The following is a 24,019-nucleotide window of genomic DNA, read 5'->3' on the forward strand; positions in this document are numbered from 1 at the left end:
AGAAAGCGGATACAATAGTCGCAAACAACTATTTATGGAGAGAGGTTGGAGCATGGAATGGAAGCGAATACAAGAGCTAATGCAGCAGCAGCACGACCAAGAGCAGCTCCCAGGCAAAGAAGTTTATTCTTCAGAATGTGGAAAGCGAGATACCTGTATGTAATCCTTTTGCCGACTGTGGTTTATTATGTATTGTTTCACTACGTTCCGATGTATGGGGTCGTGTTGGCTTTTAAGGATTATCAGTTTAATGAAGGGATATTGGGCAGTCCCTGGGCGGGTCTCAAGTATTTTCGCGAAGCGTTTTCGATGCCGGAGTTTACGCAGGTGTTTCTCAATACGGTTATTATTGCTGTAGGCCGTCTCATTATTGAATTTCCAGCGCCTATCCTAGTCGCTTTGCTGTTGAATGAGGTTGCGCGCAAAGCGATGAAACGATTTTATCAGACCGTGTTTACCTTTCCTCATTTTCTTTCCTGGGTCATCGTATCCGGCATTATGACGAATGTGCTGGCGGATATGGGGCTGCTTAATCAGTTGCTGGTTGCTCTAGGATGGAACAAAGTAAACCTGCTTATTGAAGCCTCCTCGTTTCGGTGGCTCCTATTCGGGACAAGCATATGGAAAGAGATGGGCTGGGGGACGATTATTTATTTGGCCGCTATGGCGAGCATTAATCCCGAGTTGTATGAAGCGGCCAGCATAGACGGAGCGGGTCGACGGCATAAAATGCTTTACATTACTTGGCCGGGTATACGCGGCACAGTGTTCATTCTTTTGATTCTAGCGATCGGAAATATTATGAATGGCGGGGGCTTTGAACAAATTTTCAACCTCTACAATCCGGGAGTATACCAGGTTGCCGATATTCTCGATACCTATATTTACCGGACGACGTTTTCAGATGGAGGCAGCTTCAGCTTTTCGACCGCCATTGGATTGTTCAAATCGGTCATAAACTGTGTCATGCTGTTGGCTGCCAACGCGATAATTAGGAAACGAGGAGAGGCAGGGCTTTTCTAAATGAGAAAGAAAACGACAACGTTCGATTATGTGAACCATGCGTTGCTGATCGGAATCGCGCTTATGATGATCATCCCTTTCTATAGCGTGATCATTCAATCTTTTGCTACACCAAAGGTGGTTGCATCGCAACCCATTTATCTCGTTCCATCAACGCTCGATTTTAGTGCTTATAAACAGATTTTCGAAGGAAAACAGGTGTGGGATTCAATTGGAATATCCATTTTCGTCACGTTATTCGGCACTTTCGTCAATATGGTGGCAACGATGGGCGGAGCCTATGCGCTGACGAAGAAGCACTTGCCGGGCAAAGGGCTGATTGTTGCATTGGTTGTTTTCTCCATGCTGTTTCACGGCGGACTCATCCCGACCTATCTGACAGTCAAAAGTCTGGGGTTAATCAATGATGTATTTTCGATGATATTGCCAGTGGCCATTAATACTTATTATATGATCATTATGATGAGCTTTTTCCGAACGATTCCGGATAGTCTGGAGGAAGCCGCTAAGATTGATGGAGCGAACGATATGCGTATCCTGGTGCAAATTGTGCTCCCGATCTCTATGCCGATGATTGCCGCCATTGCCCTGTTCTATGCGGTGGACCGATGGAACGAATGGTGGAACGCTATGCTATATATTCGAGATTCATCGAAATATCCACTGCAGCTCTATGTTCGGGAATTATTGACCGATATCGGGCGAATAACGAATAGCGATATGGCACTGTCGGACATAACCGAAAAGCGGAACTTGTATCCTCAAGGTGTCAAGATGGCCATTGTAACAGTTACAACATTGCCGATCATTTTTGTATACCCATGGCTGCAAAAGTATTTTGGAAGCGGAGTCATGATTGGTTCGCTAAAGGAATAATGGAAGCATCAGCCACTTTGAATTATATTAAACATTTACGGGAGGTCATGTAGCATGAAAATGAATCACAAACTGTTTCGTCTGGTGTGGGTATTCTCCCTCTCAGCTATCATAATTGCCGGATGCAGCGGCAATGGCAACGGACATGTCAAACAATCTGGTACGGCTGCTCCTGGCAATGATGACAAGAAGACGGCAACGAAGCGCCAAACATTTACAATGAGCATATGGGACATCGAAAAAAGTTTTCAGAATCGGGAGAATGACGAGCTGTTAAAAAAGGTTGAGCAGGATTTCAATATTACGATCAAGCCAGTCAATGTCACTTGGAGCGATTATAACGAGAAATTCAATCTTTGGGCGACATCCGGCGAATTGCCTGATCTTTTCGTCACAGATTTGACACTGAGCACGACTTACAATACGTGGGTTCAGCAAAACATCATACGCCCGCTGCCAGACGATCTCAGTCCATATCCTAACATTGAGAAGCTGTTGAAGCAGCCTGACCTTGCGCCGCTTCAGAAGGATGGGAAATTTTATTTCGTGCCTCGCCAATCCAAGCTGACAGCAGATGATTTTGCGTTGGAAAGAGGATTCATCGTTCGAAAGGACTGGATGGAGAAGCTGGGATTCAAGACGCCGACGACATTCGAAGAATACAAAGCGTTGTTCAAGGCCTTTGCCCAGATGGATCCGGATGGGAATAATAAGGACGATACTGTAGGATTGACCACAAATCATGTCCCGCTCCTCCAGTCCTTATTTCTGGGCAGTGTGCCTGAGTTAACGGAGAGCTATAGCTGGCTTCAAGAGGATGGGAAATGGATTCCTTCATTCGTATCGAAAAATATGATTGACGGAATTGTACAATTCAGGCAATTATATGAGGAAGGGGCGCTCGACAAAGACTTCGCTATTCTAAAGACTGGCGATGGCGGCGATAAGTTCGCGCAAGGTTTGGCTGGAGCCATCAATATGCAGATGACTGATGCTATGATGAAGGGTTTAAAGGATAAATGGATGAAATACGGGCACGAGCAGGAATTCGAAGACTCCATAATTTTGCTTCCAATCTGGCAGCACATGGACGGTAATAACTACCGCAACTATAGCGCTTCAGCCTATTCCGGTCTATTTTTCAGCTCGAAGGTGGATGACGAGAAAATGGCTGCCATTCTTAAGTTGATCGACTTTGCGATATCAACGCCAGGGGAACGGCTGTTCAACTATGGGATCGAGGGTAAGGATTATACCATCGAGAACGATAAGATCGTGCTGACGCGTGAGAAAGATTCGGCGACGGGGACGCTGAAGCCGTTAAATCAATTGTATCCTTCTGTCGACACGCTTTCCTTTGCTTTCAAATCGTTCGGAACGGTGCAGTTTCCGATGGATATCCGAATCGCCGATAAAGGTGAAAAGCTTGTGAAAATGCATGATGAAATGTACGATTACATGATAAATAAGTTTAAAGCTCCGGATATTAATTGGGAAGTATTATATCTGTCCACTCCCGCTAAGGATAAGCTGAAGAACGTTAAATATTGGGACGATATCGTTCGAATTGTATTGGATAATGAGGAGCCCGACAAGCTATGGGAACAAGTGGTGAAGGGCTATGAAGCTAAAGGACTGAATCAAGCGATAACCGAAGTGAATGAAATGAAGAAATAAATACTAGCGCGATCGGTCCTTCCCTTAAGGGAAGGCTGATCGCCTCATGACGTTGAACGCTTGACGGGTTGAATGGAAGTTTTTAATCTGCGTGTTTAAGGATAGGGGAATGCGAGTGTTGCGATTGTTGATGAAGCGTACGATCAAGGAGCAGTTGAAAAGCTTTGTAATCGTTACAGTCGTTGTGATGCTGCTAACGCTTGTTCTAATCTACTTCCTGGTGTCCAACATTATATATGAGAAGAACAGTGCGTATTCATCAGAATTGATGAACAATATCGCACAAACCATCTCTGCAAACATGGAATCGTTCAACCGAATGATGCTCAATATTGCCTATAGTGAAGCCATTCAGCAGTATCTGATTGAAGACAATGCTTTGAATAAATATGAGTTGTTCCAAAAAGCAAACGTTTACATGATGGGGTCGAATACACTTAAACCGGGTATAGCCGATTGGGTGCTGGTTGGCAGCGGCGGCAATCATATCAACCTGTCGGCTGATATTAGCCAGGCGATGCGAAATATGATTAGTGAAATTCCGGAGCAAGAGAGAAAAAATAGCAAGGCGCATGATTTTGGCATTCGAGAGCTTGCATACAACGGACATAAATCTTATTACTTGGTTACAGCGGTATCGATCAAAAATCTAAACCCTGAAAGTTCGTACGGAGAAGAAATCGGTCATCTGTTTCTGCTGCTGAATCCGCAGGCGCTTAGTAAGCTGGAGGATATGTCGAGGCAGACATCAGGCACGTATTATTTGATCGATAGAAATGGTAGAATTGTGTCCCGAAATAATGCGGCGGCGATAGGAGACAGGCTGGAAAATGCTCCGCAACCGGATGTGATTGTTCATAAGAAAACATTGCAGGAAACGTCATTCCAGCTTATCAGTCATTTGCCAAAAAGTGAGCTGTATAAAGGACTTGGGATTGTTCGTCTCGCCTGTGTGATCCTCTTTGCCTTAATGCTCATTGTAATGTGCGTCCTGTATTTGATCATTTTGCGAAATATCGTTTCGCCTATTCGCTCATTTGTGAAATTCATTCATCAACTGAACGCGAACAGGCAAGGGACAGAGAAGAAACGTCTTTATCTGGAAGGATATGCTGAAATCGGAATGATGGCAAGCAAATTCAATCATATGCTGGATGAAACGGATCATCTGACAGGGAAATTGCTGGATAAGACTAAGCAAATATATGAGATGGAACTGACGAAGCAACAAGCGGAGATTGCTTTTTTAAACAGTCAGATCAATCCGCATTTTTTGTACAATACGCTGGAATCGATTCAAGGCATAGCCGCAGTAAAGGGCGTGGATGAAATTAGTGAAATGACCTTGGCATTAAGTCGTATTTTCCGATACAGCATTAAAGGTGAAGAGACAGTATCGCTAGGTGAGGAGCTTGCGATCATCGATAGCTATGTGAGTATCCAGCTCATTCGTTTTGATTATCGTTTCACGGTTACCTATGATATTTCCAATGAAGCTTATCGTTGTATGGTGATCAAAATGATACTGCAGCCAATTGTCGAAAATGCGATATTCCACGGATTGGAACTGAAGATGGATCGCGGGTATTTGCATATCGAAGCCAGAGTGGAAAAAGCTAACGGCGATCTTGTGATAGTAGTGAAAGATAATGGGGAAGGGATGAGCTCGAAGCAGTTGGACAGTATTTGCTCGCGCTTGTCGCTGGAGAAAACAGATGATGGGGACACCGGATCATCTTCACAATTTCAACGCATTGGAATTTCCAATGTTCATCAGCGAATAAAACTCTCCTACGGATCTGCTTACGGCCTCTATATTAAGAGCGAAAGCAACGTCGGTACAGAGGTCATTCTAAGGATGCCGGGAAGGGAGGGGGAAGCTCATGCATAAGGTGTTTCTGGTGGACGATGAAAGGTGGATACTCGAAAGCATAAAAGCCAAAGTCGATTGGGAATCATTGGAGCTTGAATTTGCAGGTCAGGCAAGCAATGGACTGGATGCGTATGGAATGATTCAACAGACACGTCCAGAACTAGTATTAACTGACATACGCATGCCTGGCATGAATGGATTACAATTAATGGAGTCGATAAAAAAATTGGGACTGTCTACACGATTCGTAGTAATTAGCGGTTACGCGGAATTTGATTATGCGCGAAAGGCACTCGAGTTGGGGGCTCTCGGGTACGTCCTGAAATCGATGGAGCGGCAGGAACTGAATGACACGTTGCGAAATGTGAAACGAAGCATAGACTCAACAGGAACTGCCAGTAGATACCTGCTTCTATATGAACAATTGCGAGGGCGGTTTTCGGACCTAGATGAACTGAATAATTATTTGCTGCAGGCCATTCTGAGAAGCTCTGCGGAATTGCCGCTTCCTACCGCTGAACAAACGGCTTCCGTCACTGGGACGTTTAATAAGATCGTGAAATATATTCAAGAGCATTTTAACGAAAGCATATCGATAGGGCAGATAGCCGATCATTTTGATCTGCACCCTAATTATATTAGCCAATTGTTCCGGAGAGAGAAGGATACGACTTTCACAGCCTTTCTGCTGCAAATTCGTTTGGATCGGGCTTGCCTGTTGTTGGAGGAAACGAATATGACTGTGAATGAAATCGCTGAGAAAGTAGGATACAACGATTATTATTATTTCGCTAAAGTGTTCAAGAAGCATATTGGAATGACTCCCACATTAAGGAGAGAGCTTAAAGGATGTAAATTTTCCATTCAGAAAGGAACTACATAACTATGATTGAAAATAAACAACACAATAAATCCGTGAATCTGTGGCAATCCGCTATACGAGATGCGGTTGATAAAACCAAGTCCAATATTTTGCTGCACGAGAAACAATTTCCTCATATTACCTCGGAGAAAAAATATAGCTGGGGAGAAAACACAGACTGGATTGAAGGGTTTTATACGGGTATGGTTTGGCTTTGTTATGAGTATACGAAGGACCCCTTTTTTAGCAAGTCGGCAATGGAGCATGTAGATAGCTTTCGAGATCGATTAGCCGCTAATCGGTACATGGATCATCACGATATCGGTTTTTTGTTTCTGCCGTCTGCGTTTGCCGCATGGACATTGCTTCGAGACGAGTCGTCGCGTAAGCTCGCACTTGAGGCAGCCGATCATTTATTGCTCCGATGGAGGACGGAGGGACAATATATTCAGGCATGGGGACCGAAAGGCGACAAAGACAATGGAGGACGCATTATCATTGACTGCATGATGAACATACCTTTGCTCTATTGGGCTAGTGATCAGACGGGTGAATCTAAATATGCGGAAATTGCAGGCAAACACGCTGATCTAAGCAGACGTTATTTAATGCGTGGGGATGACTCTTCCTATCACACATTCTACTTTGATCCGGCGGACGGTTCTCCCATTCGCGGAGGGACGCATCAGGGTTACCAAGACGGTTCAACCTGGACTAGAGGACAGGCGTGGGCTATATATGGCTTTGCTTTGTCTTATAGGTATACGGGTAATCCGAGCTATCTCGACACAGCTCGCCGCGCAGCTCATTATTTCATCCGCCGCATTCCAGAGGATGGCGTCGTTTACTGGGACTTCGATGCTCCTGTAAACGGAAATACGCCCAGGGATAGCTCAGCTTCTGCTATCGCGGCTTGCGGTATGATTGAAATTGCGAGCCATCTCGTTCAGGATGACCCGGACCGGGAGTTCTTTATGGATGCGGCTTCCAGGTCTATGGCTTCACTAGTCGAGCATTATTCGACAGTAGAAGATTCCCATGCTGAAGGCTTGTTGAGGCACGGTTCCTATCATGTTCGGGGAAATCTGGGTCCAGATGACTTTATGATATGGGGCGATTATTACTATTTGGAAGCATTGCTTCGTTTGGAAAAGGGCATACCCGGTTACTGGTATGAGCGAACCTGAGTTTTTTACCGCAATAAAATATACAGGCCTCAACCCGCTCATTAGCAGGTTGAGGCCTGTATATTTTATCCGATAATATTCGCGGAATTATGATCAAGAGAGAAGGATAAAAGCCACATATTGGCGAATGTTCACATCTGAGGAAGGAGGTTGCCTTACATTTTTAAGCTTGGAAGGTGGGTTGCTGCTGATGCTTTCTTCATTTTCAAGGTTAATCGTAAAAATATGGGTGAAATTCACATCAAAACTATTTTATAAAATGGTATTGATTTATTCCATATTGACGCTACTGCCACTAATGCTTGTTATCGGCCTGTTTTACAATCGATCCAACCATATACTGGAATCCAACATTACAGCCGCCAAGAAGCAATCACTCGTAGAGATGATGGACAAAATTGACAGTAATCTTCGGAATGTCGAACAAATCGCGATGTCTATTCAGAAAGATCCCCTCATTCTTAAAACCTTAATGGATGATTATGTACAATTTGACCAACGACAGTTGGATGCTGAAACTTCATTACGAATAAAAGAGCGGATGGCTTCTCTCATCGAAGCCAATACATTGATTGATGCAGTTTACCTGGAGAACCGGAGTCACAACGTTTATTATGTTGACTCGGAATTTAAATTCGAATCGAATTTGGCGTTAGGAGCGCTAGCCCACAAAAAACCCGGTTTTTTTCTCTGGGCCTCTTTTCCTGATCATCAACGAATCGTGGGCGCAATCGAAATTATTGATCCCTATCTTGATCGGAGATTGGGCATCCTGGCGGTTATGCTGAAACCGGAACGAGTGGCTCAAATGTACTCAACCTACGACAGTCAGAATTTTTACTTAATGAATGCCAACAAACTCATATTGTCCACATCGGATCCGGATAGAATTTCCACACGATTCCATTATCCAAGCGATAAAAGCATGATCGTGCTTGAAAGAAATTCTGACTATTCCGGTCTCAAATATGTTAGTCTGTTCTCAAGTCAAGTGTTTAATCGGGAGCTCGATAATCTGGTCCAGTTCGCGTTGCTGATAACCGCTATTACTTGGGTCATTGTTCTTGTGTTGACTGTATTTATTCTCCGGCACGTCACCAAGCCTCTTATGAAACTGAACAGGCTCATGATAAAAGCGAAAAAAGAAGTTTACGAAACGTTCGAGGATATCAGAACAAACGATGAAGTCGGTCGACTTTGTGCCAGCTTCAATGATTTGATCATCGAAATAAGAGATTTAATTCAAACGGTATACAAAGTAGAATTGCTGAATAAAGAGGCGGAATTGAAAACGCTCAGAGCTCAAATCAATCCTCATTTTCTCTACAATACATTAGAATCGATTAATGTGTTTGCCAAACATGCAGGGGCGACAGCTGTATCGGAGATGATCCATTTGCTCGCCGCTATATTTCGGTTTTCTATTTCGCCGGGAAACGATTTTGTTTACCTGCACAAAGAAATTGAGCTAATCACCTATTATTTGCAATTGTTCAAATATCGGTATGGTGACAAGTTCCAATGGTCGATCGACGTTTCGGAAGAACTGTTGCTTGTGTCCGTGCCTCGGTTTATTTTGCAGCCTATCGTTGAAAATGCAATCATCCATGGCATTGATCAACTGCCTGGACCCGGTACCATTTCCGTACGGGCATACGAGCTGGATTACGATCTTATTCTCGAAGTCGAAGATAACGGTCCAGGGATACAGGCAGGCAATCACAACGGGTTTGGTATCGGCATGAGCCATGTGGCACGACGGTTGCAGCTTATCTATGGCGAGCGATACGGATTGACAACGGAACCTGCTCTACCGAATGGAACAATTATGAGATTGCGTTTGCCTATTGCATTCAGTAAGGAGGACGATACTCATGAGAATCATCGTAGTTGACGATGAGGATCTTATCCGGAATCATATTGCGAGTATGATCGAGTGGGATGAGATCGGATGCCAGATCGTCGGTGCCGCTAGCAATGGAATTGAAGCAATGGAGTTAATTGCGCTGCATGAACCGGACCTTGTCATTTCGGATATCCGTATGCCCTTGATGAACGGTATTCAATTATCGGAATACGTCAAGGAGAAGCACCCTCAGATCAGGATCATTTTTTTGACGGCATACAGCGATTTTGAATATGCTCAGCAAGCGGTCAAGCTGGGGGTAGTCGACTTTATATTAAAACCTGTGAAAACATCGGAGATTATTCGAGCTGTTGAATTGCAAATTCACAATACGATGCGTACCAGCCACGAGCTGCTATTGAGTCAAGAAAAAGCAATCCAACAGATGTTGTCCACTGCTGAGGACGAATCTGAAAAAACATCGACCATGCAAAAGCTGGGTGTTCATCAGTTAAAGCTGCAGGTGATGTGTGCCGAGATCGATAATATAGATGCACTGCATCGATCAGGAGAAGCCTACTCCTTGTTGGCATTAAGAGAAGTCATTAACCGGAATCTGCAATATTATCCTTATCATTATTGGCTCTATACCGCTCCTAAAGGGATTTACATCCTTTTGTTTCAATCGAAAGAACAAATATGGAATCCGCGAGAAGATAGCATGAAGATTGCCCGAGAGTTGACCGAATATTGCAAGACAGCCTTTCCATTCCGAGTATCCGTAGGGATCAGTCAGGTGCTTCCTTCTTTGCTGCATCTTGGTCAAGCGTGGAAGGAAATCAAAGAATGTCTGGATTATCGAATGATGTTGGGCAAAGGTTCAATAATAGGTTACGACGCCTTATTCGGTTTGAACATTTGTCAAGATAAACAAGAAGAAGACGTTGTCCATTTGATAGGGATACTATGCAGGGGGGAAAAGGACCAAGTTCCTGTGTACCTGCGATCGATATATCGGAAAATCGTCTCCACAGGGCTTATGAGAAACAATATTCAGTCCTACTTTCTGAATATCATCGGCAAAGTGGAAGAGATGCTATTGGAATATGGCATTCCTATACAAGAGGATGTTCAGTTGCAGGCCAAAAAAATGGTCATATCCTTCGATATTTTGGTTGATTTAATGAAATTTATGGAACAATGGCTCATGGAAATAACAGATCGCATGCAAAGCGCTCAAAGTCAATCCGTCAAACGGATAATAAAGGAAATTACTGCGTACTTGGAAATGAATTTTACGGATGAAATTACGCTGGAGAAACTGGCGAATCATTTCCATATGAACCATTCTTACTTAAGCCGTTTGATAAAGAAAGAGACGGGACACAACTTCCGCGATCTGCTCTGGACTTGCCGTATTGAGGCCGCTAAAAAGAAATTGACGGAAACAAACTTGAGGGCTAATGAAATCGCTTTCCAAGTAGGATTCAAAGATGCGACTCATTTTAGCTTATTGTTTAAAAAAAATGTTGGGATCAGCCCGACGGAATATCGCAACCAAGTGAAAGTATAGTGTTGCTGACAAGAGAAAGACGTCTCTTGTGATACTGTTGCCGCAGTATCACATCGAAAAGGGGGCGTCTTTTTTCCTACCCTGGACGATGAAGTGGCGGAAACGTCATAGTCAAACAAGTCAATTCCAACAAACGAATGTCAATTGGAATTATTCTAGCCAAGAGATAAAAATACTAAAATTAAGCTATCACATCAGGCAATCATCCATAAACAGGGGGCCTGTCAAAGGAGGAAAAGTATGATTAAAAAAAGAGCTAAAACCATTTGGCTTGCAGTGTCATTGATTTTGCTATTGACTGTTGCTGCTTGTTCGAGTGGGGGGGAGAAAACGGATTCAGGTTCAAAAACTTCGGATCCTGCTGTAAAAGAGTGGGTCATTAAATATGACCCGAATGATTATTTTCCTACGGAGGCTACCGCAAAAAATCCGACGACACGTAAAGCCATGCAGGAATTGGCGGATGAGTATCACAAGCTGCACCCGAACGTGAAAATAGAATTTGTAGAAATTCCGTTCCAAGATCGGAATGCATGGCTGCAAGCAAGAATGTTGAGCAAGGATGCACCGGACATTTTCTGGACGCAATTTAATGATACATGGAAAAATTATCAAAAAGGTTGGTTCCTGGAAATGGACCCTTGGCTGGAAAAAGAGAACCCCTATAACGGCAATCAAATATGGAAGGATACATTCGTACCCGGGATCATGGATAGCGTAAGAGCGCCTGACGGCAAAATCTATGATATTGCAGGGGATGGCGTGGCCGTAGCCATTTTTTATAACAAAAATATATTTAAAGATCTGGGATTATCGATTCCAAAGACGTGGAAGGAATTTATGGATGTGCAGGCCAAAATTAAAGAAGCCGGCCATATTCCGTTTGTATTCGGTCTCGACCCGTCAGCCCTCGATCCATTATGGGCCGATTCGCTATTGCACAGTCAATTTATGCTAGACAAATTAGATGATATCGATATTAACGGGAACAATTATCTCGAGGTCAATGAAACAGTCAAAGCGGTGAAAGACGGAAAGCTGCCTAATATGGACATTCTTAAGCAAGAATGGTCGTTGATCAAGGAATGGTCGCAATATTGGCCAAAAGGATTTAACGCCAAGTTTGACGGAGATCAGATGTTTTTGTCCGGAAAAGCGGCTATGCAGCTGCAAGGAAGTTGGAATGTTTCTTATCTTCAAAATCAGAAGATGCCATTTGAGTGGGGTACGTTTAATATGCCGGCCATTACACAGGATGTGGCATCGCTGGCATCCGGTAATGCGACAAAAATCTACGGGCCATGGGGAGGATTGCAGTGGATTGTCCCGGGCTACTTGGAAAAAGAAGAGCCTGACAAAATACCGGTCATCATGGACTTCCTCATGTTCCTCAGTACGCCTGACAATGTGACGAAACTCGTACATGAAGCCAATTCGGAACCGAATGTCATAGGGGCTACTCCGCCTGAAGGGCACGAGACGTTTACTGAAAATATTCCTTTGGCCAATGTGCAGGGGTACCACGCCCTTTTTGATCCGCCGTTTAATGATAAAGTCGGGACGGCAGTTCAATTTTATATAGGCGGAGAATGGTCAGAGGAGAAATTTCTGGAGAAAATGAAATCCTATTATTTGGAGGCAGCCGATCGACTGGCAACGGCAAATCCTGAGTGGGTGAAATAAGAGAGCAACAAAGGGGATCGATAAAAAGATCCCCTTTATTACAAACAGAAGCGGTGATATAAAAAAATGTCAACGGCGAATGCAAAAGAGCTTCGATTGCCACCAACCTTTTACAGCAACAAGAGGAGGCGAAAGCGCGGAATTATAAACGCTAAGGCTTACTTGTTTGTTCTTCCGACCGTCATCATGATTTTCACATTCAGCTACTATCCGGCAATCGCAGCCTTCTATTATTCCTTCACGAATTGGGACGGCTTTCGTCCAGCGCAATTTATCGGGTTTGATAACTTTGTTTCTATATTTACAACGGAAGAGTTTCGTCAAGCGTTTTTGAATTTGTTATGGATTACGTTGTTCAGCGTGTTTGTCACGATAACGGTTCCTCTCATTGTCGCACTATTTATTTATAAAATACGCAATCAAAAACTGCAGTATTTCTACCGGTTGCTGTTCGTATTTCCAATGGTTGTCCCGGCTATGGTCGGAATCTTGTTGTGGCAGTTTATTCTAAATCCCGATGTCGGATTAATGAATGCCGTTCTATCCGCATCTGGCGTCCCGCAGGATCAGTTGCCGTTATGGCTAGCCAGTCCTAAAACAGCGATGCTTTCGTTATTTGTGATGGGGTTCCCTTATGTATCGGGAGTCAATATATTGATTTACTTGGCCGGTTTGCAAAACATTCCGAAAGAATTGAAGGAAGCGGCTATCGTTGATGGAGCAAACGGGTTTAGACTGTTTTTCAAAATCGAGCTTCCATTGGTGATGTCTCAAATCAAGCTTCTGGTCATACTTACCGTTATTGGCGTTCTCCAATCGTTCCATATCCAGCTTGTATTAACGGGTGGCGGGCCGATGAACTCCACAACGGTTCCAGGCTACATCATGTATAAGGAAGCTATCAATAATAACCAGTTAGGATACGGTTGTGCGATAGGTGTAGTATTGTTTTTGCTCATATTTACACTAACCGTCATTAACAATAAATATTTGAAATCGTCCACCGAGTACGATCAAGGGTAGGAACGATGAGGAGATTGACATGCGAAAACTAACGCTCGGCAATGGGATCATGCATTCCATCTTGATATTCCTGGGTATTCTCACAGTAGTTCCGCTTATCATGATGGTATTAATTTCATTCAAAGACACTTATCAGTTTAATATGAATCGATGGACGCTCACTTTTCCTTTGCATTTCGAGAATTATTCCGAGGCATGGGTTGCTATTCGAGGTTATATCTCCAATAGCTTCATCATCAGTGGTGTCACGGTTGTCGGCGTCATGGTCATTTCTTGTATGGCAGCGTATCCTTTGGCGCGAATGCGCTTTTTCCTGAAGGAGCAAATCTATTTTCTTATTATTTCTTTGCTCATGATCCCCGGTATTTTAACGATGGTTCCGCTGTACAGTTTGATCATAGATCTTGGCTTTATCAATACCTGGATGGGGGTATGGGGGCCTTATATCGCAGGAGGTCAAATTTTTTGCATCTTCGTTCTCCGCTCCTTCTTCTCATCGTTATCGGAGGAAATGTTTGAAGCGGCGCGGATGGACGGAGCCGGAGAGATTAGAGTGCTGGTCAGCCTTGTTGTCCCGTTATCGAAGCCTATTATCGGAACGCTCGCTGTATTGAATGTGTTATCTACATGGAATGAATTCGTATTGCCCATTATGGTATTGAATAAGATCGAATTGCAGCCGATCCCTGTCGGATTGCTTTCGATCGGGACAAAATTTGCTAATGATTATGGCTCATTATTCGCAGGATATGTCATTGCCTCGCTCCCGCTCCTTATATTGTTTGCGCTGGCAAGCAAGCAATTTGTCGAAGGATTGGCATCAGGCTCAGTAAAATTATAGATACAAGGGAGCTTAATTCAATGAATAATCGTAGTTTAAACGGGCTCTGGACACTTTACTACTTTCCTCAGGGGAAGTATACCATTACACATCCTGATCAGCTGACGGATATGCAGCTGCCTTCAGTACAGGCTGTTGTTCCGGGAAACGTTGAATTGGATCTTATGGAAGCACATATATTGCCCGATCTCTTTTTCGGTAACCAGATTAAGCTTCTCAAGCCCTATGAGTTGTATGAGTGGTGGTATGTGAGAGAGTTCCAGCCGACTGATATCAGCAATCGGGAAGCGGATCTTGTATTTCATGGAGTCGATTGTCTTGCCACCTACTGGTTGAATGGGATACAGATCGGAACCTCGGATAATATGTTTATCGAGCACAGGTTTAACGTTACGGAGCAATTGCAGGAAAACAAGTCCAACACTGTGGCCGTTCGGTTGGTTTCTCCTATACTGGAGGCTGCGAAAAAGAGCTATGACCCCATCCATTTTGCATTGGAAACGAACTGGGAGCAGCTTTGGATTCGGAAGGCGCCGCATAGCTTCGGGTGGGATATTATGCCAAGGGCTGTATCTGCCGGATTGTGGCGCTCAGTGGAACTGGATATACACGAACAAAATGAGATTGAGGAATTGTATTTTTGCACGATTCAAGCAGATCAGCATAAAGCTCACATGACCGTTCATTATCAGCTCCAGATTGATCCGGAGAACTTCGGTGAAATGGAGATAAGATGCAGCGGGCAGTGCGGAGATTCTGCTTTTGAACTAAAACGCAGAGTGAATTTTCGCGCAGGAGCAGTGGAAATAGAAATTGACAAACCGATGCTGTGGTGGCCGAGAGGATACGGGCAAGCCAGCTTGTACAAGGTGAGAACGCAGTTATTGCTGCAAGGAAAAGTGGTTGCCGAAAGGCAAGATACGATTGGGATTCGCACCGTTGAGCTCATTCGTACAGATGTGACCGGTACGGAGAATCCCGGAGAGTTTTTATTTAAAGTCAACGATGTCCCTATTTTTTGCAAAGGCTCTAATTGGGTTCCCGCAGATGTATTCCACAGCAGGGATGCTTCGCGGTACGAACGTATTCTCGAGCTGTTTCGTGAGACGGAGTGCAATATGGTTCGCTGTTGGGGCGGCAATGTATATGAGGACCATGCCTTTTTCGAGTTATGCAATGAATATGGATTAATGGTATGGCAGGATTTCGCTCTTGCCTGCGGATTTTATCCCCAGACGATTGACTTTCAACAAGTGATTCGTGAAGAAGCGATGTCGGTCATCAAGAAGCTAAGAAATCATCCCTCGATCGTATTATGGTGCGGTGACAATGAGATCGATATCTTTTGTTATTACAAAGGTCTTGACCCTGCGTTCAATAAGATTAACCGAGAAGTACTGGCGGAGGTTGCGTTTCAATGCGATCCGAGACGTCCGTACTTGCCCAGCTCTCCTTACTTCTCGCCAAGTGCAATCGCCCAGAAGCAAGAGCGGCTTGTGCCAGAAGCCCATTTATGGGGACCGAGAGATTACTACAAAAGTAAATTTTATACGGACAGCCCCCATCATTTCGTAAGTGAAATCGGTTATCATGGGTGCCCGAATGTGTCGTCAATGAAGCAGTTTATCGATGCGGAAAGCCTGTGGCCTTATCAAGATAACGAGCAATGGACCACCCATTGCTCCGACCCGATCGGCCTGGATGGGCCGTATGCATACCGTGTTAAACTGATGGCGGATCAGATCAAGGAACTGTTCGGCGTGTCTCCCGATAATCTCGAAGATTTCGTGCTTGCTTCACAAATTTCGCAGGCAGAAGCCAAAAAGTTTTTTATCGAGATGACTCGCATCAAAAAGTGGCGCCGCACAGGTATTGTTTGGTGGAATATGATGGATGGCTGGCCACAATTCTCAGATGCGGTAGTCGATTATTACTTTGGCAAAAAGCTGGCCTATCATTATATCAAAAGAGCTCAGGAACCGGTGTGCATCATGATTGACGAACCGCATAACTGGCATGTTCAAGTGATGATCAGCAACGATACCAGGCTACACGCTTCCGGGGATTACAAAATATGGGATGCTGACTCCGGACAATCGCTTCTGGAAGGGAATTTTCATGCAGGAGCAAATACAAATTTGAATTTGGGGAAAATTCGCGTTTCGAATGGAGAGCAGCGTTTATTTTTAATGCAATGGACAATGGAAGGGAAAACATACGGGAATCATTATATGCTGGGCTACCCGCCTTTTTCATTGGATACCTACAAGCGATGGTTATTTGATATTGCCGCTTTGCAAGCTGATTTTCAAGCCGATGCTGTAGGAAAGTAGAGTTGAGCGCAATTCATTAACCGGGGGAGTAGCAAATGTTAAAAAACAATCGTGTGAACATCGTAAATTTTATCAGAGGCGTGGAGCCAAGAGGTCCGGTAGACCTTATAGAGCCTGTTCGCGAACAAATTCGGTTAGTTCAACAGAACAATCTGGCGGCAACCTGGCTTGTTCAATACGACGCTCTAATCGATGAACGATTCACCAATTTGTTAAAAGAACAATTGAATGAAGAGCAAGAGGTAGGCGCTTGGTTTGAATTTTCCCAGATTTTAGTTGAAAAGATCGGCAGTACATGGAAAGGCCGCTGGCAGTGGGACTGGCATGCGCATGTTGGTCTTTCGATAGGCTATTCGCCTCGCGAACGTGAACTGCTTGCCGATGCGTATATGGCGGAATTTTATCAAGTATTCGGAACGTATCCGAAGTCTGTAGGGTCATGGCAGATAGACGCTCATATGTTAGGCTACATGGCTGACAAATACGGGATCGTCGCATCATGCAATTGCAAGGACCAATGGGGAACCGACGGCTATACGCTTTGGGGCGGATACTATAATCAAGCTTATTATCCTAGTCGCAAAAACTCCTTTATACCTGCACAGCAGAGAGAAAATCAAATATCCGTTCCTGTCTTTCGTATGCTGGGCAGTGATCCCATATACCAGTATGACGTCGACATGAATGATGAGCATGCGGAGCAAAGTGTCATCACTCTGGAGCCGGCATGCAGAGCTGCCGGAGGTGGGGGCGGTGGCGATCCGGAGTGGGTGCGTTGGTTTTTCGATGTCAATTTCAATGAAGCCTCTCTCTCGTTCGGCTATACGCAAGTAGGACAAGAAAATGCGTTCGGTTGGGAGCTAATGAAGGAGGGGTTGACGGATCAAATTCAACTTCTCGCTGAACGGCAATCCATGGGCGAACTGCAGGTAGAAACGCTAGCTCAGACAGGTATCTGGTATAGGAGCAATTACGAATTGACGCCGGCTTCTTCTGTCGTTGCGAGAAAAGATTGGAAAAATGAAGGGAAACAGTCCGTGTGGTTTTCCAATCGCAACTATCGCCTCAATGTTTACTGGGATCATGATCAGTTCTGGTTGAGAGACATTCATTTTTATGACGAAAGTTACGAGGAACGCTACTTGACTGAAGTATGTGCCGGACCTACTTGTCTGTATGATGCGCTGCCGGTGCTGGATGGGGCAAGATGGGGCGAGGCCGACAGTAAGGCTGGCATTTATCCAATATGTCATCATTCGGACGGTTCAATTGGCCAATTGAAGGGAAATAAGCCGATATTGGAAAATTTGAACGAAGAAGAGCTTCGAATATCGGTGGCACTGGATGGAGGAGGATACCTGGTCATTCACTGCGCTTTGGACAAGATTATGGTTCAAAGTGACATGAAAGGCTGGGGATTGCGAATGAATTGGAATGAGGCTCGAGCGATACCAATTACAGAAGTGTCGGATAGCAGCATTCATTATGTGTATAACCACTATCCTTACAAAATCAATTGTGAGGATGGAACAATATTGATTGACGAGCAAAAAGCCGGCGAACTTACAATCGTGCCGGAACGTCAAGCAATCGTTTTATGTCCGCTTGGTAACGGATAGTATGGGGCAATCCCCTGCACTATAAATCGCAGTCATGCTGCAAAAATATGAATTGGAGGCGTTCGTATGTCTAATGAAAAGGAAGAACGATTCAATCCGACAACTGGGGAAGAGACTCCAAGCTCTGACTCATCCGGCACGATTAGCAGAAGAAAGCTGTTGACGTCACTTGGGATGGCAGGAATTGCCTTGACTGCCGGCTCAGTTCTTCCTGGCGAGTTGGCTTTTGCCCAATCGAATGCCGGGAAAAAAAAGCATGATCCTTGCCATGATTTCACGATCAGCGAATTAAGAGCGTTGCAGTCTCCTACTACGGATTGTATCTATTACGTAACCGATTATGGTCAGGAAGGACATTTTTACTACGATCCATTGGACCTCATATCTTCTGACAATGTCGGAACTGTCCTGGTATCCTCATCCGGGGCAAGATTCAAGAGAATCTATGAAGGAGCTATTAATGTAAAATGGTTTGGAGCAACAGGCGATGGATCGACTAACGATACCGCAGCGTATGTCAGCGCATTCATAGCGGCGAACGGCGGCAGTCTGGTTATCCCCCCAGGCAACTACAATTTGACTGGCGGGATAGACGTAACGGCAAATATGGATGGACAATTCCATGATGCCGTTTACTTGAAAGGCGAAGTTCGCATGACGACGCAAAAACGGCTGAGTGTGAAAAATTTGAAATGCGATAAGCTTACAATAGATGGCGTGTGGTATTGCAATCTGGAGAATATCAACTGCAACGGGCTAGTGAAATTTGGCGGATACAACACGGATTGGGGATCGTACTGGAATACGTTTATCAACATTTTTTGCAAAGGACTGGAACTGAACGTCTCCCAGGGGCCTGTCAATCAAAATCAGTTTACTAACATTCAATCGCATATTGCGGACAGCATGAAAAACTTATGGTTAAGAAATGAAGGCTCGACTCTGGATTGTCACAATAATGTGTTTATGAATTGCGACTTTTCGTATCAATCGAGCAACGAAGGCTATGGCGTATTAAGTGAAATTAATCAAAACAATACGCTGATAAATCCATACATTGAGGGAATACCCGTCAATAAAAATATCGTTGTAGGAAATTGGGGGATTTACGGAGGCAATTTTGACAGCAACGGAACTCCCATTGGAAAGCAAGACAGCATGTTAATAGGCAATAACTATGTTTTCTTTCAGAAGGTTGGAAGTTACTTGCCGTTAGATGTCGTGAATTTGCAAGAGAACGGAGACATGCGGTTTCAACCGACCGGCAAGCCGGAATATACACCGCCACATTATTATGCAATGGGCTCGAGGCAACCGGAAATGGTCAATGATAGTACAGCGCCCAATCCGTATCAACGTGCTGTAAAAGTAAACGTATCTGTCGGAGACGCATTACAAGGCATCACATTCACCGTAACGCCGAAAACAGACCTTGGCTATGTTACAGCTACAGTTATTTTCAAGGGGAAAATGTTTACAGTTGTATCGCAAAGCGGCAGCAGCGGCGAAATCTATTACGGAGGCTTCACGAATGATAATGATAACTGGGGGATATTTACATTTAAAGTGGAGTGTGCCAAGGACGTTCCTCTGACGATAAGCTTGTGCGCCAATGCATCCAACATCTTGGCTACGGAAGCCTCTTTCTTATCGGTAGCCAAGGTGGTTGTAGTGGAATCGCCAATTGCCCTATTCAACGCCGTAAATACGAATTCGGTCAGGAAAATTTCTGGGCCACCGGATATTGGCACTTGGGCTGTAGGTGAAATGGTGCAAAATATCGCTCCAGCCGCTGGAGGGTATGTCGGATGGATTTGTGTAGAGGCCGGCACCCCTGGAATTTGGAAAGGTTACGGTACGATCGCGACTTAAATAGGAACACCGGTGTGAATGTTTGACTCGTATTGGGATATAGGAGGGTTATTGTACATGTCGAATGAAAAGATGGTTATTTTGTTTCAAGGGGATTCCATTACGGACGGCAATCGGGGCAGGGACGAAGATTCCAGCTATATTTTGGGGCAGGGCTACCCCTTCCTGATCTCCGGAAAGCTTGGATTTGAATTGGCCGAGAAGCAGCCGATTTTTATTAACAGGGGGGGAAGCGGGAATCGGGCTTCCGAGCTGTATGCGCGTTGGAACGAAGATGCCCTGAATCTGCGGCCGGACTTGATCAGTATTTTAATCGGTGTGAACGATGTGGGATGGGCATTGAACAGCATAACGGATCGGTTTGAACGGTCTTATCGGCATTTACTGGAAGAGACCAAATCCGTGCTGCCGGATACGGGTCTGGTGCTATGCGAGCCGTTCCTCTTGAATACGGGGCTTGATAGGTGGGAGGAGCGGAAAAGGCAGATCGAGCATTACCAGAGGACGGTTCGCAGGCTCGCAGAACAATTCCAGGCTGTATTTGTTCCTCTGCAAGAAGCTTTCAATAACGCCTGTACGAGGGCGGATGCGGCTTATTGGATCTGGGACGGCGTTCATCCTACTGCCGCTGGACATGATCTGATCGCCCGCGAATGGCTGAACGCTGTGCAAAATAGCTCGTTACGAATCACATAGCGATGAAAATTCGATTTTGCGGGACAGGCTCGATTTCCCAAAGAACGGAATTTTCTTCTATCGGTGGGATGCACCGGTCTTGTCATGAAATATTGTATATTACCGCTGGACGGGCTGTTTTCAAATGGAGAGGCAACGTATGTGAGGCCGATTCGCCGGCTGTGTTTATTTTATCGGCCTCTACGCCGCATGAACTGGCATGCAGTTATGATGGAATCCAATTCCTGTTTATCGAAATTGACGAATGGGGCGAATTCCCATTCAGTGAAGAACAGGTGGATCAATGGAACTTCAAGCAGTCGCGGAAAGACGTGAATATTAAAACGTTGGAAGCTTCTGCGATCCTTCAATCCATCGACTTCGTGTATCATCTGCAATCGACGGGCAGCGCTCTACGGGATTCAAATCTTACGGATGTGTGCCTGTTGGAAATTCACAAAATCTATAGGCTGATTGCTCATGAGCTGGAGGCATCAAAGGGCGGAACGCTGTCTCGGGAGCTGAAGAGCAGGCCGAAGTCCCGTGAAGCCGTCGACCTGCTGATTGATTATATGGACTGGAAGTATAAGGAGGATGTTTCGTTGGAGGAGCTTGCAAAGGTCGTATATTTGCATCCTTCCTATCTCGTCCGCTTGTTCAAAAAACATACCAATATGACCCCGTTCGAGTACCTTCGAGACCTTCGCTTGAAGGCCGCGGCCAGTTATTTGTCGGGCAGTGATCTGTCAATAAGAGATGTCGTTCAGCAGACAGGCTTCAACAGCGTCCACTACTTCACGCGGCTCTTCACTTCAAGTTACGGCCAAAGTCCGGCGGAATGGCGCAAACTGATGCGGAGAGCGACAGCAGCATCCAAGCTTCCGGGAGAGACCATTAGGCTGCGTCATAAAAGCCGACCCTGAAAAGGGCCGGCTTTTGTATAATGGCATTTACGCCCCGATCTTCCTTCTAACGTGAATGGAGTCGGGGCTATTTCTTTGTTTCTGGACGCTATTGAAAGTAGTGGTTCAGTCTAAAAGTTAATCGTTGACAGGACACTTAATGGTGTCCTATAATGAATAAAAGAGTCACCAAAAGGTGTCCCATTGAATGGTTTTCGAACATTTTATATAAGGTCGAAGGAGAGATGGAAATGTCCTATATTGTTGATTTCAAAAATGTGTCTACGGTAGGTATAGAGTCTTCACCTGTAGCAGAAGCGCTTGCCGGTCTGCGTGCGAATGAAGCCCGTTACTTTATGAACAAATACAAGCATGAATTTACGGTTGTACCTGCCAGTGAAAGTCAGGAAACCTTGGATTATGTGAACCGGATTTTGAAGGAAGAACGAGATCTTGCGTTTTCGAGCAAACCGTTGGAAACAACGCGTTTTCAAGTAGAAGACATCCGAATGGCCTATGTCTTCTATGAGGATGGTCTTGCACTCAACGTCATGTATACCGTGGATAGCCCTAAGAAGCGGGCTGTTGGTTTCAAGCTTTCCGAAGGGATGGAAGTGCCGCAGGAGTTAGAAGGGAAGTTTAAATTTGCCAGGCAGAAATCTAAACTTGCGGGTACGATTCGGGGCTCGTTTTTTGTCATTAAAGGGGAATACGAATAGAACGAGTCTGTTATGCTCCGTTTGAATGGGACGCCATCACTTTATCGTGATGGCGTTCTTCGTTGTATGGTTATATGAAAAATATTTTGGTACAAAAGTGATGACGTTAAGCGGAGCATATCGGTTTGAGGGAGTTTACGTATTGTTTTCTTGATCCGCTTATTTTATAATGAGTAAATACTCACTCAAAAAGGTGGTGCCCACTTGTGCCGCGAACGAAAGAGCAGTTTGAAACGATGCGAAATGAAACAAGGGAAAAGATTCAAACGGCAGCCATGGAGCTGTTTGTTCAAAGGGGATTCGGAACCACAAATGTACAAGAAATTGCCGATAAGGCCGGAATAAGCATCGGACTCTTGTACAGGCACTACAAAACAAAAGATGAATTATTTCATGAGCTGGTGAAATTTGCACGAACAGGACTTGTTAGGATTATTGAGCTATTCGAATCTGATGAATCACCTGCGAAGCTTATGAATCAATTTGTCCATGAAGTTTATCAGGATATGGTATCGGGAGAGCAGCTTGCCAATTTAATGATTCTTATGTCGCAGTCGTTTTCTTCAAGAGCCGGAGCGGATGACAATCAAAACGAAGCTGCGATAATCAATCAAAAATTGTTAACGGCAACAAGCGAGCTTATAAAACGAGGACAGAAATGTGAGGAATTTGTTTCCGGGAACTCTTACGAGATGGCCATGTATTTCTTTGCTTCGATTCAGGGATTGGCTGAGATGAAGGTCAGGTTGAATAACAACTTCGTAATGCCCTCTACCTCGATCCTTACTATGTTCTTGTATGGGAAAGGAGATTAGTCGCACATGTTTTCAGTGATTAGAGCAGATCAAGCAAATGGAGATGTAAGATCGCAAATGTCTGAGATTTTTGCCGACGGATTTACTCAGTGGCTTGGTTTCTTCTCAAAAGACAGTAGTAAAATTGCCAGAGCTTTTGCTCATATGTTTGATTTAAGCCAATTCTATTTAGCTATGTCAGGCGATAAAGTTGCTGCTATGGCCGCTGTCACTGACGGCACAGCGTATTCGGTAATACTCCAGGCAAAACCTTTGAGACAACATCTTGGATTATTGAAGGGAAGCATTGCGGGATTCGTGCTCAAGAAAGAATTTCAAGTGCTGCTGGATAATCCTGAACTTGATAAATGCTCGATTGAATTTGTCGGGACAGCTCTGGCATTTAGAGGTCAGGGAGCGGCCTCGCAAGTGATTAACCATATTGTCACAACCAAGTCTTACAAAGAATTCTTGATTGAAGAGGTTGCGGACACGAATATCCCGGCTATGAACCTGTACAATAAATTGGGGTTCACAGAATATAAAAGGAAAGCGATTCCGAAAAAGCAGGTCGAAAAAATCGGAATCAATCATCTCATATCGTTGAAGTATGTGAAATGAACTGTTTGGAATGCGGCAAT

General features: G+C 44.5%; 19 protein-coding genes and 1 pseudogene. All 20 read left to right on the plus strand.

What is annotated here, in order from left to right; translation table 11 throughout:
* The first annotated feature begins 135 nt into the window (after nucleotides 1–135).
* The 20 genes and pseudogenes from M6D81_RS14545 (at nucleotide 136) to M6D81_RS14635 (ending at nucleotide 23,999) form a co-directional block, all read left to right on the plus strand.
* Complete coding sequence (locus M6D81_RS14545; RefSeq protein WP_262677631.1) at nucleotides 136–1,023, plus strand: ABC transporter permease; 888 nt, start codon at nucleotides 136–138, stop codon at nucleotides 1,021–1,023.
* Nucleotides 1,024–1,899 carry a carbohydrate ABC transporter permease gene (locus M6D81_RS14550; RefSeq protein WP_262677632.1) on the plus strand — a complete coding sequence of 292 codons (876 nt, stop codon included), beginning with the start codon at nucleotides 1,024–1,026 and terminating at the stop codon, nucleotides 1,897–1,899.
* A 54-nt stretch (nucleotides 1,900–1,953) separates the two neighbouring features.
* On the plus strand, nucleotides 1,954–3,576 hold the full coding sequence (locus M6D81_RS14555) for an extracellular solute-binding protein (RefSeq protein ID WP_262677633.1): 1,623 nt from the start codon (nucleotides 1,954–1,956) through the stop codon (nucleotides 3,574–3,576).
* 115 nt (nucleotides 3,577–3,691) lie between these two features.
* Nucleotides 3,692–5,467, plus strand: coding sequence for a cache domain-containing sensor histidine kinase (locus tag M6D81_RS14560; protein ID WP_262677634.1), 1,776 nt, complete (start codon nucleotides 3,692–3,694; stop codon nucleotides 5,465–5,467).
* Complete coding sequence (locus M6D81_RS14565) at nucleotides 5,460–6,332, plus strand: response regulator transcription factor (protein ID WP_262677635.1); 873 nt, start codon at nucleotides 5,460–5,462, stop codon at nucleotides 6,330–6,332. Before M6D81_RS14560 ends, M6D81_RS14565 begins: the two co-directional genes overlap by 8 nt.
* Nucleotides 6,333–6,334: 2 nt before the next feature.
* Complete coding sequence (locus tag M6D81_RS14570) at nucleotides 6,335–7,498, plus strand: glycoside hydrolase family 88 protein (RefSeq protein ID WP_262677636.1); 1,164 nt, start codon at nucleotides 6,335–6,337, stop codon at nucleotides 7,496–7,498.
* 190 nt (nucleotides 7,499–7,688) lie between these two features.
* Nucleotides 7,689–9,392 (plus strand): sensor histidine kinase, encoded by a 1,704-nt coding sequence (locus tag M6D81_RS14575; RefSeq protein WP_262677637.1) that lies wholly within the window; start codon nucleotides 7,689–7,691, stop codon nucleotides 9,390–9,392.
* Nucleotides 9,373–10,917: a response regulator transcription factor gene (locus M6D81_RS14580; protein WP_262677638.1), complete on the plus strand. Its 1,545-nt coding sequence runs from the start codon at nucleotides 9,373–9,375 to the stop codon at nucleotides 10,915–10,917. Before M6D81_RS14575 ends, M6D81_RS14580 begins: the two co-directional genes overlap by 20 nt.
* Before the next feature lie 240 nt (nucleotides 10,918–11,157).
* Nucleotides 11,158–12,600 carry an ABC transporter substrate-binding protein gene (locus M6D81_RS14585; RefSeq protein WP_262677639.1) on the plus strand — a complete coding sequence of 481 codons (1,443 nt, stop codon included), beginning with the start codon at nucleotides 11,158–11,160 and terminating at the stop codon, nucleotides 12,598–12,600.
* A 66-nt stretch (nucleotides 12,601–12,666) separates the two neighbouring features.
* Complete coding sequence (locus M6D81_RS14590; RefSeq protein ID WP_262677640.1) at nucleotides 12,667–13,623, plus strand: carbohydrate ABC transporter permease; 957 nt, start codon at nucleotides 12,667–12,669, stop codon at nucleotides 13,621–13,623.
* Nucleotides 13,624–13,642: 19 nt separating this feature from the next.
* Nucleotides 13,643–14,464, plus strand: coding sequence for a carbohydrate ABC transporter permease (locus M6D81_RS14595; RefSeq protein ID WP_262677641.1), 822 nt, complete (start codon nucleotides 13,643–13,645; stop codon nucleotides 14,462–14,464).
* Between the two features lie 110 nt (nucleotides 14,465–14,574).
* Nucleotides 14,575–15,042, plus strand: a pseudogene (locus M6D81_RS31830) (glycosyl hydrolase 2 galactose-binding domain-containing protein); the annotation flags it as partial.
* A 15-nt stretch (nucleotides 15,043–15,057) separates the two neighbouring features.
* Nucleotides 15,058–16,797 carry a glycoside hydrolase family 2 TIM barrel-domain containing protein gene (locus M6D81_RS14600; protein ID WP_262677642.1) on the plus strand — a complete coding sequence of 580 codons (1,740 nt, stop codon included), beginning with the start codon at nucleotides 15,058–15,060 and terminating at the stop codon, nucleotides 16,795–16,797.
* 35 nt (nucleotides 16,798–16,832) lie between these two features.
* The gene (locus M6D81_RS14605) at nucleotides 16,833–18,416 is read left to right on the plus strand and encodes a hypothetical protein (protein ID WP_262677643.1); all 1,584 of its coding nucleotides are present in this window, start codon (nucleotides 16,833–16,835) and stop codon (nucleotides 18,414–18,416) included.
* A gap of 66 nt (nucleotides 18,417–18,482) precedes the next feature.
* On the plus strand, nucleotides 18,483–20,288 hold the full coding sequence (locus tag M6D81_RS14610; protein ID WP_262677644.1) for a glycosyl hydrolase family 28-related protein: 1,806 nt from the start codon (nucleotides 18,483–18,485) through the stop codon (nucleotides 20,286–20,288).
* Nucleotides 20,289–20,345: 57 nt separating this feature from the next.
* On the plus strand, nucleotides 20,346–20,984 hold the full coding sequence (locus tag M6D81_RS14615; RefSeq protein WP_262677645.1) for an SGNH/GDSL hydrolase family protein: 639 nt from the start codon (nucleotides 20,346–20,348) through the stop codon (nucleotides 20,982–20,984).
* Nucleotides 20,985–20,986: 2 nt separating this feature from the next.
* Nucleotides 20,987–21,886, plus strand: coding sequence for an AraC family transcriptional regulator (locus M6D81_RS14620; protein ID WP_262677646.1), 900 nt, complete (start codon nucleotides 20,987–20,989; stop codon nucleotides 21,884–21,886).
* Nucleotides 21,887–22,116: 230 nt separating this feature from the next.
* Nucleotides 22,117–22,584 carry a phage tail protein gene (locus M6D81_RS14625; protein WP_262677647.1) on the plus strand — a complete coding sequence of 156 codons (468 nt, stop codon included), beginning with the start codon at nucleotides 22,117–22,119 and terminating at the stop codon, nucleotides 22,582–22,584.
* A gap of 206 nt (nucleotides 22,585–22,790) precedes the next feature.
* Nucleotides 22,791–23,399 (plus strand): TetR/AcrR family transcriptional regulator, encoded by a 609-nt coding sequence (locus M6D81_RS14630; RefSeq protein ID WP_262677648.1) that lies wholly within the window; start codon nucleotides 22,791–22,793, stop codon nucleotides 23,397–23,399.
* A gap of 6 nt (nucleotides 23,400–23,405) precedes the next feature.
* On the plus strand, nucleotides 23,406–23,999 hold the full coding sequence (locus M6D81_RS14635) for a GNAT family N-acetyltransferase (RefSeq protein ID WP_262677649.1): 594 nt from the start codon (nucleotides 23,406–23,408) through the stop codon (nucleotides 23,997–23,999).
* Nucleotides 24,000–24,019 lie beyond the last annotated feature (20 nt).

This window comes from Paenibacillus sp. J5C2022 (assembly GCF_025567625.1).
In the GTDB taxonomy this organism is placed as follows: domain Bacteria; phylum Bacillota; class Bacilli; order Paenibacillales; family Paenibacillaceae; genus Pristimantibacillus.